General features: G+C 68.6%; 11 protein-coding genes. 5 read left to right on the top strand and 6 right to left on the bottom strand.

Annotated features, from left to right (window positions below; translation table 11 throughout):
- Positions 1-27: 27 nt before the first annotated feature.
- Genes E0H92_RS01330 through E0H92_RS01320 form a run of 3 tightly spaced genes read right to left on the bottom strand, consistent with a single transcriptional unit; the run spans position 28 to position 3,633 of the window.
- Entirely contained in the window at positions 28-1,146 is a 1,119-nt protein-coding gene (locus tag E0H92_RS01330) for an acyl-CoA dehydrogenase family protein (RefSeq protein ID WP_131495115.1), read from the bottom strand.
- Positions 1,143-2,852: an acyclic terpene utilization AtuA family protein gene (locus E0H92_RS01325; protein ID WP_131495114.1), complete on the bottom strand. Its 1,710-nt coding sequence runs from the start codon at positions 2,850-2,852 to the stop codon at positions 1,143-1,145. Before E0H92_RS01325 ends, E0H92_RS01330 begins: the two co-directional genes overlap by 4 nt.
- The gene (locus tag E0H92_RS01320) at positions 2,845-3,633 is read right to left on the bottom strand and encodes a TIGR03084 family metal-binding protein (RefSeq protein WP_131495113.1); all 789 of its coding nucleotides are present in this window, start codon (positions 3,631-3,633) and stop codon (positions 2,845-2,847) included. The genes E0H92_RS01325 and E0H92_RS01320 overlap by 8 nt, the downstream gene beginning before the upstream one ends.
- 289 nt (positions 3,634-3,922) lie before the next feature.
- Between E0H92_RS01320 and E0H92_RS01315 the strand changes: the two genes are divergently transcribed.
- The 4 genes from E0H92_RS01315 (at position 3,923) to E0H92_RS01300 (ending at position 8,252) form a co-directional block, all read left to right on the top strand.
- A complete protein-coding gene (locus tag E0H92_RS01315) occupies positions 3,923-4,561 on the top strand; it encodes a hypothetical protein (protein ID WP_131495112.1) in 639 nt (212 codons plus the stop codon).
- Between the two features lie 61 nt (positions 4,562-4,622).
- Positions 4,623-5,522 carry an N-acetylglucosamine kinase gene (locus E0H92_RS01310; RefSeq protein WP_131495111.1) on the top strand — a complete coding sequence of 300 codons (900 nt, stop codon included), beginning with the start codon at positions 4,623-4,625 and terminating at the stop codon, positions 5,520-5,522.
- A gap of 70 nt (positions 5,523-5,592) precedes the next feature.
- Positions 5,593-6,852 carry a hypothetical protein gene (locus tag E0H92_RS01305; protein ID WP_131495110.1) on the top strand — a complete coding sequence of 420 codons (1,260 nt, stop codon included), beginning with the start codon at positions 5,593-5,595 and terminating at the stop codon, positions 6,850-6,852.
- Between the two features lie 197 nt (positions 6,853-7,049).
- On the top strand, positions 7,050-8,252 hold the full coding sequence (locus tag E0H92_RS01300; RefSeq protein ID WP_131495109.1) for an MFS transporter: 1,203 nt from the start codon (positions 7,050-7,052) through the stop codon (positions 8,250-8,252).
- Positions 8,253-8,259: 7 nt separating this feature from the next.
- Here the strand turns inward: E0H92_RS01300 and E0H92_RS01295 are convergent, their stop codons facing one another.
- Together E0H92_RS01295 and E0H92_RS01290 are read right to left on the bottom strand one after the other, a co-directional pair.
- Positions 8,260-10,323 (bottom strand): YhgE/Pip domain-containing protein, encoded by a 2,064-nt coding sequence (locus E0H92_RS01295; RefSeq protein WP_131495108.1) that lies wholly within the window; start codon positions 10,321-10,323, stop codon positions 8,260-8,262.
- Positions 10,320-11,018 (bottom strand): P-loop NTPase family protein, encoded by a 699-nt coding sequence (locus tag E0H92_RS01290; protein WP_131495107.1) that lies wholly within the window; start codon positions 11,016-11,018, stop codon positions 10,320-10,322. Before E0H92_RS01290 ends, E0H92_RS01295 begins: the two co-directional genes overlap by 4 nt.
- 56 nt (positions 11,019-11,074) lie before the next feature.
- On the opposite strand from E0H92_RS01290, the gene E0H92_RS01285 reads away from it, so the two are divergent.
- Positions 11,075-11,686 (top strand): TetR/AcrR family transcriptional regulator, encoded by a 612-nt coding sequence (locus tag E0H92_RS01285; protein WP_131495106.1) that lies wholly within the window; start codon positions 11,075-11,077, stop codon positions 11,684-11,686.
- Here the strand turns inward: E0H92_RS01285 and E0H92_RS01280 are convergent.
- Positions 11,667-13,100, bottom strand: a complete 1,434-nt coding sequence (locus E0H92_RS01280) for a molybdopterin-dependent oxidoreductase (RefSeq protein ID WP_238173262.1) — start codon at positions 13,098-13,100, stop codon at positions 11,667-11,669. The two genes, E0H92_RS01285 and E0H92_RS01280, sit on opposite strands and share 20 nt — an antisense overlap.
- Between the last annotated feature and the right edge of the window lie 40 nt (positions 13,101-13,140).

Genomic DNA, 13,140 nt, shown 5'->3' with positions numbered 1-13,140 from the left:
TCGAATCTTCGGACGTAACGGAGTTGTTCATGCGAACCCCAGTCGTTTCGCAGCCAGTGTGGTCAGGATTTCCGTGGTGCCGCCACCGATGGCCAGGATCTTCTGGTCGCGGTACTGGCGTTCCACCTCGGCTTCCCGCATGTACCCGAGCCCGCCGTGCAACTGCAGCGCCTGGTCGCACACCCATTGCCCGGCCTCGACCGAGGTGTTCTTCGCGAAGCACGTCTCCGCGATCACGTCCTCGCCCGCGCCCGCCCGCCGCGCCACCTCGTGCACATAGACCCGCGCCACGGAGATCCGCCGAGCCATCTCGGTCAGCGTGTGCTGCACCGTCTGCCGCGAAATCAACGGCCGCCCGAACGTCTCGCGAGCACGACACCACTCGACCGTCAGATCGAGCGCCCGCTGCGCACCGGCGTACGCCTGCACAGCCAGCGTGAGCCGCTCCGCCACGAAGTTCACCGCCAGCTGCACGAACCCGGAGTCCTCAACCCCCACCAGATTCTCAACCGGCACCCGAACATCCGTGAACGAAAGCTCAGCCGTGTCCGAGCACAACCACCCCATCTTCTCCAGCTTCCGCGACACCGCGAACCCCGGCGTACCGCGCTCGATCACCAGCAAACTGATCCCGTGCGCTCCAGGCCCACCGGTCCGTACGGCGGTGGTCACGAAGTCCGCGCGCCAACCTGATGTGATGTAGGTCTTCGCGCCGTTCACCACGAACACATCACCCTCGCGCCGCGCCGTCGTACGGATGGATGCGACATCCGACCCGCCGCCAGGCTCCGTGATCGCCAGCGCCCCGATCAGCTCGCCGTCCAACGTGGGGCGCACCCACCGCTCGACGTGCTGTTGATTGCTGCCAGCAACGATGTGGGGAAGTGCGATACCGCAGGTCAGGAGCGAGGCGACGAGTCCACCGGACCCGCCCGCGTAATGCATCTCCTCGACGACGGCGATCGCGTCGAGGAGCGACCCGCCCCCGCCACCGACCTCCTCCGGGAACCCGACGCCCAGCAACCCCAGTGCGCCGGCCTTCTTGTGCAACTCCCGCGGCAGCTCGCCGTCCCGCTCCCACTGATCCAGATGCGGCAACACCTCCGCGGCCATGAACCGCCGCACCGACTCCCGGAAGTCGTTCACAACAGCACCTCCGGTACGTCGACGTACCGCGACCGCAGCCACTCACCCAGCGCCTTCGCCTGCGGATCGAACCGTGCCTGTGCCGCGACGCCCTCGCCCAGCAGACCCTCGACGACGAAGTTCATCGCCCACAGGTTCGGCAGCAGGTACCGCGTGACGATCAGCGGCTGCGTCTCCGGGAGAAGCTCGGTGAAGAGCTCGACCGTGAGGGTGTGCGCGAGCCAGCGCCACGACTTCTCGTCGCGGGCCCACACACCCACGTTCGCGTCGCCGCCCTTGTCGCCCGAGCGCGCGCCGACGATCCGGCCGAGCGGAACCTCGCGGGTGCGCGGCGGTCCGCTCGAGAGCTGCAGCAACGGCATCGGCGCCTCGATGTCGTCGACCGGCTGCAGCGGTCGAGTCTCAGCGGCCGGTTCGATCGGGTGCCGCGAGCCGTCCGGCAGTACGACGACGTGCTGCACCTCGTGGATGTCGACGTACCCAGCGCGGAAGACGCCGTACGGCGAACCGTCGCCGGGCGGCGCGGTGACGTGGAATCCCGGGTAGCTCGCGAGCGCCAGCTCGACCGCGGCGTTGCTGAACGCGCGGCCGACCACCTTCGGATCCGGATCCTTGACCGCGCAGCGCAGGAAGACGCTCGCCTCCTCCTCGGACTCGGCGTTCGGCTTCTCGGTCCAGGCCAGCGTCCACGTCAGCTCGGCAGGCCGCTTCGGCAACGCCTGCTCGAGTTGCTGCTGCACCAGCTCGGCCTTCTGCTCCAGCTGCAGTCCGGTGAGCACGAAGTCGACCTCGTTGCGGAACCCGCCGACGCTGTTCAGCGAGACCTTGTACGTCGGCGGCGGGGCCTCACCGCGCACGCCCGAGATCTTGATCCGGTCGGGACCGTCCTCGTCCAGCTCGATCGCATCGAGGCGCGTCGTGACGTCCGGACCCGCGTACCGGGCGCCGGTGATCTCGTACAGCAGTTGCGCCTTGACCGTGTCGATCGTGACCGCGCCGCCGGTGTTGTCGTGTTTGGTGATCACGCTGCTGCCGTCCGCGTGGATCTCCGCGATCGGGAAGCCCGGGCGCCCGAAGTCCCGGATCTCGGTGAAGAACGCGTAGTTCCCGCCAGTGGCCTGGCAGCCGCACTCGATCACGTGCCCGGCGACGACGGCCCCGGCGAGTTCGTCGTACTGCGTCCGCTTCCAGCCGTGATGCGCCGCGGCCGGTCCGACGATCACGGACGCATCGGTGACCCGACCGGTCACCACCACATCCGCCCCGGCCTGCAACGCCTCCGCGATCCCCCAAGCGCCGAGGTAGGCGTTGGCGGTCAGCGGCTGGTTGAACCCTAGTTCGGCGGCGCGGCGCAGCAGATCGTCGCCCTCGACGTACGCGACCTTCGGCTGCAGCCCGAGCCGATCGGCCAGCTCGGTGATCGCCTCCGCGAGACCGGCCGGGTTCAGCCCGCCCGCGTTGCTGACGATCTTCACACCTCGATCGAGCGCCTCACCCAGACCCGTCTCGAGCTGCTTGAGAAACGTTCTCGCGTACCCGAGTCCCGGGTCCTTCAGCCGGTCCCGGCCGAGGATGAGCATCGTCAACTCGGCCAGGTAATCCCCGGTCAGCACATCCAGCGGCCCACCGGTCAGCATCTCCTGCACCGCGCTGAACCGGTCCCCGTAGAAGCCGGACGCGTTCCCGATCCGGATCGGCTCAGTCATGCTGTCCTGCCTTACGGCCCTTTCCGGGCAGACCGGCGAAGGCCTGGATGATTCCCATCCACTCCTCGGCGTCCGCGCCCTCGGCCCGCACCGCCAGGTCGTCCCGGTGGCGGCGTTGTGTGGCGAGCAGACAGAAGTCGACCGCCGGTGCGGTCACCCGCTGGCCGGCGTCCTCCGGACCCCAGGTCCACAGGTCGCCGTCCGGTCCGGTCAGCTCCACGCGGAACTGTTCGGCGGGCGGCGTGCGGTTGTTGAGCAGGTACGCGAAGTCACGCGTGCGGACCGCCAGGTGGGCGACGTGCCGCAGCCGGTTACTCGGCTGCCGCTGTACGCCGAGGGCGTCGAACACGTCCTGCCCGTGCGCCCACGTCTCCATCAGCCGCGCGGTCGCCATCGACGTCGGGCTCATCGGCGGCCCGTACCACAGCACCTTCTCGCCGGCCGGCACCTTCTTCAGCGCCTCGGCAACCTCGGCCCGGGTCTCACGCCAGTACGTCAGCAGCTGGTCCGGCGGCAGCGCGGCAGTCTCCGCGGCACCGTCATCGACGTACGTCGTGGGGCTCGCGGCCGCGACCTGCAGCGACTCCTTGAATGCCTCGGGATCCGTCGCGGCCAGATGCGTCGCCTCGTCGGTCCAGGCCAGGTGAGCGATCTGATGCGCGATCGTCCACCCCTCGGCCGGCGTCGGCGTCGCCCACTCACCAGCGGCCAACCCACCCACCAGCCGATCCAGCTCCGCACTCTCGGCCCAAAGATCCGCCAGCACTTCGTCCAGTCGCACGCTGCACTCCCTCGCAAGGGGCTCGTCCAGCCGAGCGTCCCACGGGTGAGAAAAAGAATCAAGCGTGCTTGTTTTCGCGCGACACGCAGGAAGTGGGTCAAGAGCAGGTTCACGCAGGAGGCGGGGTTGGGGAGGATTTTCTACCCGATTCGGCACACAATCCTCCCCAGGTCCGATCCAGCTGGACGGCAGACCGGCACCGCATGACCCCGGCCCAGCAGGTGGTACCCGGGTAGCTGACTTGTCACGGTGATTACTGGTGGGGTCGGGTGGTCACTAGGGTCGGGGCATGGATCTGAACAGTCCGATCAGCACCGTCGTGCCGTCGTTGGACGGGCCGGTTTTGCGGGTGCTGGCCCAGGCCGAGGACGGCCTGTCGGGGCGGCAGATCCACAAGCTCGCGGGCTCCGGAAGCGTCGCGGGTGTGCGGCTCGTACTGCAGCGGCTGGCGGCGACCGGACTCGTGCACGTCGACGACCTGGGCAACTCGTTGCTCTATCGCCTCAACCGCAAGCACCTGGTCGCCCCGATCGTCGAGCAGCTCGCGAACCTCCGCAGTACGTTGATCGCCCGGCTCGCCGACGAGATCAGTGCCTGGCGGATCGCGCCGGTGCACACCAGCGTGTACGGCGCGGTCGCGCGTGGTGACGGTGATCTCGACAGCGACGTCGACCTGCTGCTGATCCGTCCGGACCGGCACGAGTTCGAGGACGCGCTGTGGGAGGACCAGGTCGGCCGGCTGATGCAGACGGTCGTCGACCTCACCGGCAATCCCGCCCACGTGTTCGAACTGAGCCAGACCGAGTTCTCGGACCACCTGGCCACCGAGGACCCGATTCTCAACGACTGGATGCAGCCGAGCGTCCAACTCACCGGCGTACCGCTGGACGTGTTGCTGAACGACCTCGAGGCAGCCCTTCCCCGCTAACCGGAGCCTGTGGGTACGCTGCCTTTCAGCATTGTCAGGACTATCCACCTGGGACCACTCAATGACCCGCATCGCCATCGACGGCGGCCAGTCGGCTCTCCGTCTTCGTGTCCTCCCGTCCCGACGCTCCGGCAACGGCCCCGGCTACACGCACGGACCGGACGCCGTGTCCAATCTCCTCGAGGCCATTCGGGCTGCCGCGTCCGAGGCCGAGCTGACCGATCCGGTCGAGGTCGTCGCACTGGGCCTCACTGGGTATCCCCAGGCGCACGGCGCCGCGGAACGGTTCGCGGCCGATGTCGGTGAGGTGCTGAACGCCGACGAAGTGCGCCTCACCCAGGACATGGTCACGGCCCACGCCGGCGCGTTGCCGGACGGGTACGGCGTCGTAGTTGCCGCGGGCACTGGGCTCGTCTGTCTCGCCGTGGATCGGGACGGTACGTGGCGCAAGCTCGACGGGCACGGGTACCTGTTCGGCGACGCGGGCAGTGCCTTCGCGATCGGCCGCGCCGGACTGGTCGCCGTACAGCGTGCACGGGACGGCCGTGGTCCGGTGACGAAGCTCGCGGACACCGCGCTCGATCCGGTCGCGCTGTACCGGTCGTCCACGCTGGTCGACGACGTGGCCCGCTTCGCCCCCGAAGTACTGCGGTGTGCGGCCGAAGGCGATCCGGTCGCGCTCGACCTCCTGGTCGCCGCGGCCGGTGACATCGCCGAGACGATCGGCGCCGCGGTCGACCAGCTGGCCGGTGAAGGGCCTGTGCCGGTCGCGTGTGTCGGCGGTCTGTTCGACGGCGCCGGTGAGCAGTTGCTGACACCTGTCCGCGAGGCGCTGCCGTCGCGGGCCAAGCTGACACCGGCGGCGGGCAACTCGCTCGACGGCGCGGAACGCCTCGCCGAGGGACCGGCCGGAACGTATGCCGACCTGATCATCACGCACCGTCGAGCGCGACCTCGATAATTACGGTGTAGGCCGTTATCTTGGCCATGCATCGTCCGATCAGTCCCGGTACGACAGCTGGAGACTTCACGTGACCGAACTCCTCCTGGCCGCGACGTCCCTGGACGTCACCCCGCCGCCCGGCCACCGGCTCGATGGGTACGCCGCCCGCGCCGGGCTCTCGACCGGTGCAGCGGACCCGCTCCGAGCCACCCTGATCTGGTTGTCCACCGGGGACGATCCGGGCGTGCTGTGGCTCACGCTGGACGCGATCGCGGTCGGGAGCGCGCTCTCATCGGAGCTCGCCACGGCCGCCGGTGCCGCCGCCGGCATCCCGCCGTCGCACGTCGTGGTGTCCGCATCGCACACCCACTCCGGTCCGTCCGGATGGACCGGTGAGATTCACCCCGTCATTCCGGCCGAGCGGGAACGTCCGCTGGTCGACTCGCTGGTCGGCGCGGTCCGGTCGGCCGTGCTCGAGCGGCAGCCGGTGACGGCGAGCTGGCACTCGATCGAGGTCATCGGCGTCGGCACGAACCGGCACCGCAAGAACGGTCCGCACGACAACACCGCCGGCGTCCTCGCGTTGCACGGGCTGGGCGGTTCCCTCGAGGCGGTGCTGCTGGACTTCGCGTGCCATCCGACGACGTACGGCCCGGAGAACCTGCAGTACTCGGCCGACTGGCCCGGAGCCGCACGCGCAGCTCTCGCTCCCGCCGTGGTCGGCTTCCTGCAAGGGGCCGCGGGGGACGTCAGCCCCCGCTTCACCCGCCAGGGTCGCGGTGCCGCCGAGGTCGCGCGTCTGGGCGGTCTGCTGGCTTCCCGGGTCCGTGAGGCCCTCGCGACACCCGGTCTCGAGCTACCTCAGTCCGCGCCGAGCATCCGTCGTACCACTCTGACTCTGCCGGTCCGGTCCGTACCGCCCGTCGACGAGTCCGAGAAGCTCGCGTCCGTCGTGGAGAGCCGCGTCGACGCCGAGTCCCGTACCAACGGCGCCGGCGACCCGTCCGGCCGCATCTCCCAGACCCGCCTGGAGGGAGCCCGCGGCCAGGCCCTGATGGCCGCCGCCGACCTCCCACCCGCCCTGGACCTCCCGGTCAGCACTGTGACGATGGGCGACGTGTGCTGGATCAACCTCCCGGTAGAACTCTTCGCCGTCCACGGCGTCTGCCTCCAGGCCGACAGCACCCACCCCATCACCCGAGTCATCGGCTACACCGACGGCTACTACGGCTACGTAGTAGACCCCTCAGCCGCCGAAGCCGGCACCTACGAAGCCCTCATCACCTTCTTCGACCAACCCACCACCAACACCCTCCTCACCGAAACCGCCACCTTCGTGAACAGCTGAAGCCTGGGATATGGTCGTTCACGTTGCACCTAGGGTTCCGCTCTCGCTCGCAAGACCTGCTGATCAGGCTTGAGTTGCGAGAGGGCCGCGACCGAGCGGTGCCAGCGCCGAGGAGCTCGGCGTCGCAACTGACGGGACAAAAGCCCTGAGGTCATGGGTGGTCGCAGCCGCGACCGCCGGACCTTTGGAGGGTTTTGGTGGCGTCAGGCAAGCTGCAGGTCTTCGCTGTCTACTATCAGGTTCTTCGGACGCCGCAGGTGCCTCGCCTGGTGGCGTCGATGTTCGTCGGCCGCCTGCCCAACGGCATGTTCTCGCTGGGCATCGTTCTCTTCCTGCATGACACCACCGGCTCCTATTCGGCATCGGGGGCGGCGCTCGCGGCGTTGATGCTCGGGACGACCTGCAGCGCGCCGTTCCGCGGACGAGCCGTGGATCGTTGGGGTCAGCTCTCGGTGCTGATTCCGCTGGTGGTGGTGCAAACCGTGACGATGACAGGTTTCCTGCTCCTGACGGCGCACCGGAATCTGGTGCTGTCGATCCTGCTCGCCGCGATGGTCGGCGCGACGAGTTCCACGCTCGGCGGTTCGATGCGACGACTGTGGCCGGCCCTGGTGCGATCCCCGAACGACCTTCCGGCGGCGTACGCGCTGCAGGCGCTGCTGGAAGACCTCATCGCGTTGACCGGCCCGCTGGCCGCCTCCGCGCTGCTCGTGATCGCCTCGCCGGCGGCCATCCTGATCGCCGCCCAAGCCTGCGCCCTCTCCGGTACGACGCTCTTCGCCACCGCACGAACCGCACGGTCGATCGGGGGACGGGTAGGACGGCGCGCGAGCGTCCTGGGCGCGCTGAGCACCCCTGGCATGCGGACTCTCGTGACGACGCTGCTCGCCGCTGGAAGTGTGATCGGGATGCTGTACGTCGCCGTACCCGCGCTGACCCAGCATCGCAACGGAAGCTCGAGCGCCGGGCCCGTGCTGGCTGCGATGGCCGCCAGCAGTATGGCCAGCGCAGTCTGGTACGGCGGCCGCACCTGGCGAAGCGCTGCGGGCAGGCGGTACGTGTGCCTCGCAGGCATATTCGCAGCTGTCACGACTCCACTCGTCATCGCGCAAACCGCGGTACAGCTCGGCGTGCTGCTGTCGTTCGTGGGCATCGCCTACGCACCACGCATGATCTCGGCGTACCTGCTGCTCGACGAGCTCGCCCCGAACGATTCGCTGGCCGAGGCCTACACCTGGCTGGTGAGCGCCAACGCCGGCGGAGTCGCGCTAGGTTCGGCGATCGCCGGCCCCGTCGTACAGCACGCCGGCGTCCGCTGGGCCCTCGCTGCCGCCACCGGTTGCGCCGTCGCGGGCTATCTCATCGCACAGGTCCGGCATCGCAGCCTGTCCGGCCATTAGCAGGGCTCTACAACGCCAGCTCAGGTTGGAGTTTCTTTGCTGGCCAGACGCGTTGTTTGCGGGCGGCCAGGGTTGAGGCGGCCAGGGCTACGGCGAACCAGGCTGCCAGGGCGAGGAGGTCTCGGCCGAGGGAGGTGCCGGGGCCGCCGTACATGAGGTGGCGGACGCCGTCGATGGCGTAGCTCATCGGGAGGGCGTGGTGGAAGAAGTACAGGGGTTCCGGGATGGTCTGCCACGGGAAGGTGCCGCCGGCGCTGACCAGCTGGACGACCATCAGGACCAGGCCGAGGAACTTGCCGACGGCGCCGAACCAGGCGGACAGTGCATGCAGGATCGCGACGAAGGTGAACGACGTCAGGATCAGGAAGCCGACGGTCAGCCACGGGTGCGCGGCGTGGATGCCCAGCCCCAGGACGACCGCGACGAAGACGAGCGTGGCCTGGATCGCGCCGAAGAGCGCCGGCGGCAGCCACCCGCCGAGCGCGACACGGAACGGCGACTGCAGCGCGGCCAGCGCGCGCGGTGACAACGGTCGGACCAGCAGGAACAGGACGTACGCCCCGATCCAGCACGCCAGGCTGAGGAAGAACGGGGCCAGACCGGCACCGTAGCTGTCAGCCGTGGCCTGCGAGACGTTCTGCAGCGTGACCGGCGCACCCAGTGTCTCGGCGACCGCCTTGCGCTGGTCGGCGGACGGGTTCGGGATCTGCTTTACGCCGCTCTGCAGACCGGTGTTCAGCTGCGTCGCTCCGGTCTTCAGTCGACCCACACCGGTCGCCAGGCTGTTCACACCGGTCAGCAACTGCGCCTGCCCAGTGACAGCCTGCTTCTCACCCGCAGCAAGCTTCTGCGCACCAGTCTGCAGCGTGCCCAGCCCGGTCTTCAGCTGCCCAGCACCTGTATTGAGCTGATGCGCCCCACTGGACGCAGTACTGATTCCACTCGTCAGAGCCGGCGTCGCCTTGGCCAGCGCTGACGCGCCGTTCGACACCTTCCGTGCACCGCTCGCGAGCTGGTTGAGCTGTTTGGACGTCGACTGGATCTTCGTGTTCGCTCGTACGACGGGAGCTCGCAACTTCGCCGTCTCGAGCAGAATCACCCTGATCTGGTGCTGGCTCAGCCCCTGCTCCTTCAACCGCGCAGCCAGCTGTGTGTCGAACGTCTTGAGGTCCTTCACCAACGTGCTGGACGCGGTCGCAACCTGCCGGCCCGTGCCGGCGATCTTCTCGTTGCCATCGGCAACCTGGTCCGCTCCGGCTGCCAGCTGCTTCGTCTGGTTCGGCAGTGCCGCAGTCTTGTCCTCCAACGTCTCCAGACCGTTGTCCAGCTTCGCGGCACCGGTCGCCAACGACGACGCACCCTGCGACGCCTGCGCAGCGCCGGCGGCCAACTGTGTCGCTCCTGCTGACAACTGCTTCTGCGCGGTGTTGAGTTGCGTAGCGCCGGACTGCAGCTTCGCGACACCTGTGGACGCCGACGTCAGCCCGGTCTGGAGCTGGGCAGCACCGGCAGCCGCAGAACTCACCTGCTTGTGGATGGTGTTGTAGCCGGCCAGCAGCTGCGACGCCGCGGTCTCACTCACCTGCGACGCGACGGTCTTCGTCACCTGCGCCACGACCTGGTTGGCGATCGTGTGCGCGATGTAGTTGTTGGCGTCGTTCGTCAGGAGCTCCAGCTCCGCCTGCCGCGGCGTGAAGTCCGCACTCGACGCCAGGTCGGACGAGAACGATTTCGGCAGCACCAGCGCGAACTCGTACTTCCCGTCCGACACCCCTTTCGTCGCGTCCGCGCGGTTCACCTGATGCCAGTCGAAGCTCTTCGACTTCACCAGTTCGTCCGCGACCTGCGGTCCGACGTTGAGCTTCTCGCCGGTCGCGAGCGTCGTACCCTCGTCCTCGACGACGACCGCGGTCGGAATCTTGTTCAGTCGCCCGTACGGGTCGTGGTTCGCATAGAGGTACAGGCCGCCGTACAGCACCGGCACCAGCAGCAGCGCGACCACCGCCAGCTTGGGCAGCCGCCCGGCCGTCAGGCGACGCAACTCACTCAGGGCCATCCGCAGCGCGGTCACGCCTCTGTCTCCTCTTCGTGCTCAATTGCAGTAACTGGCTCAACAGGGGCTATCGGTGCGACCTGCACCGGGTCGGGCTGATCTGTCTCGCCCATCCGAGCGGCCTTCACATCCAGCAGCCGTGCAGACGCATCAGCACACGTGATGATCACGCCGTACCCCTGCGCCGCCAGCCCGCGTCCGAGCTCGTACCACTCATGCGGATCGCCCCCGTGCCGATCCGGCATGGTCAGAATGACCACCTGTACGTCGGGACGCGCCACGGTGAGCTCCGTGAGCAGCCTGGTCCGTACGGCGACCGGCAGGTGCTCGAACCGCTTGTCGGCATGCTCTGCCGCGTCATGCTCGTTCAGCCACTCCAGCACGGCCTTACGTCCCGCCTTGCGACCGGCGATCGCCAACTCCTCGCCCACCACCGTCTGAACAGGCAGTGCGTCATCAGGCTCGGTGATGCCGGGTGCGTCGACCACGGCGACGCGGCGACGCAACAAAGCGGGGTCGGGCTTGCCGTCGAACCGAACTCTCCCGGTGTCGGGCTTCAGCCGCCCGGACAGACCGAGCGCCGCGGCGACGTGCCCTGCGCCCGGATACCCGGTCAGAAGCACCACCTGATGATCCGCGACCGACACCGACGTGGCGTGCAGCATCGGTGCGTGCGGTCCACGCACGCTGATCCCGGCGGCCTCGAGCTCCATCCTGCATCCCCGTTCAATACGGTTGTGTATTCAATACAGAACTGTATCCTACTCGTATGGAACCGCCCAAGCGCCGCCGCTCCAACACCCGGGCCCGACTTCTCGAGGGGGCGCTGGAGGTGTTCGCCGAGCGCGGGTTCCACGGCGCGTCGGTCGAGGACATCTGCGAGCGGGCCGGGTTCACCCGCGGCGCGTTCTACTCGAACTTCGGCACCAAGGACGAGTTGGTCCTCACCCTCTTCCAGGCCACCACCGACCGGCTCCTGGAGCAGATCGAGGCGCTGCTCCCCGAACTCGCCAATCAGCCCGGCTCACTCCTGGACGCCGTCCTCGGGCTGCTCGACGAGACCGCGCCGGACCAGCGGCAATGGCACCTGATCTCGGCCGAGTTCACGCTGCACGCGCTGCGCGACCCGGACGCCGCGAAGGCTCTGAACGAGCAACGGGCGATGTTCCGCGAGAGCCTGACCCGGCTGGTCGAGCAGATCGCCGAGACCGGCGGGCTGGAGCTCACCGTGCCTGCGGAGCAGTTCGTGCGGATGGTGATGGCGCTGCACGAGGGCGCGCGCTCCCAGAGCCTGCTCGAGCCGCGGGAGGTCCCGGCCGGGTCGCTCGAGCACACGTTCCTGCCGATGGTGCTGGAAGCGGTCAGCCGACCTTCACGCTGACCGTGTGCAGGCCGGTCGCGCCGTCCGGGGCGGGCGGTGTCGAGGACTCGACCTGTGGGTTGCCCTTCGCGTCGAACGCCCGTACCTGCAGCACATGCGTGCCGCGCGACGCGTCCCACGTCCAGTGCCACTGCCGCCAGGTGTCGATCGACGGGTCCGCGGCCAGGGTCGCTTGTTGCCAAGGGCCCCCATCGACACGGACCTCGACCTTCGACACCCCGACATGCTGGTCCCAGGCCACGCCGGCGACGGTCACGCGCCCAGGTTCGACCTTCTTCCCCAGCGGAGTGTCGATCCGCGACGACAGCTTGATCGGGCCGAGCGCCGACCATCCGCGCGGCGTCCAGTACCCCTCGAACTGGTCGAACCGCGTCACCTCGATGTCCACCAGCCACTTCGTCGCCGACACGTAGCCGTACAGCCCGGGTACGACGATGCGCACCGGGAACCCGTGCTCCACCGGCAACGGCTCCCCGTTCATCGCGAACGCGAGCATCGCCTGCCGGTCGTCCAGGAGCGTCGGAAGCGGCGTACCGGCGGTGAATCCGTCCTTCGACGTCGACTTGATCGCGTCGGCGTTCTTGGCCGGGCCGGCTTCCTCGAGGAGGTCCTTGAGCAGTACGCCGGACCACAACGCGTTCCCGATCAGGTCGCCGCCGACCTCGTTGCTCACACAGGTGAGCGTGACCCACTTGTGGATGACCTCGCGTTTCAGCAGATCGTCGAAGGACAGGTTGATCTCGCGGTCGACCATGCCGTGAACGCGGAGCTTCCAGTCCGCGGGCACGATCTGCGGCACCGAGAGCGCGGTGTCGATGCGGTAGAAGTCCTCGTTCGCCGTCGCCCACGGTACGGCGCCGGCGGCCTGGACGCCGGCGGGCGGGGCGAGGGTCGGGGGCTGCGGAAGGTTGAGCTTGTCGCGGGCATCCGCCACTGCGGCGCGGTTCCCGCCGACGACCTTGCCCAGTGCGCCGATTGCGGCCGAGCCGATGGCGACACCGGCCGACAACTGCAGGAAGCCGCGGCGGCTGACTCCGTCGTCGGCGAAGTCAAGCAGCGGTTCGAGCCGGCGGCTGAACAGTCTCAGGATGATGAGCGCGGTGACTCCCGCGAGGGCCGACGGGAGGAAGCCGGTCTGGCCGGAGTCGGCGCGTGTCATCGCGGCGGCGACGGCGACGCCGGCCAGGGCGATCGTGATCAGTGCGCCTGCCCAATAGCGTCGTACGGCGAGGATGCCGCCGACTGCGGCGAGGGCCGCGACGACGATCACGATGCCTACTCGGAGCGCGTCCTTGTCGTGGGTCCCGAACCAGGAGATGGCCAGGTCCTTCAGCCACGGGGGCACACGGTCGATGAACGCGGACCCGATCGCGACAACAGGCGTCTGCGGCGTACCGAGAATCCCAGCCGCCACACTCCCAACCGCCAGCCCCGCGAGTGCAGCCAGTACGCCA

It is taken from the genome of Kribbella speibonae (assembly GCF_004331375.1).
In the GTDB taxonomy this organism is placed as follows: Bacteria; Actinomycetota; Actinomycetes; order Propionibacteriales; family Kribbellaceae; genus Kribbella; species Kribbella sindirgiensis.
Note: the sequence above shows the minus strand (reverse complement) of the source record. Positions and strands in the feature narration are given on the sequence as shown.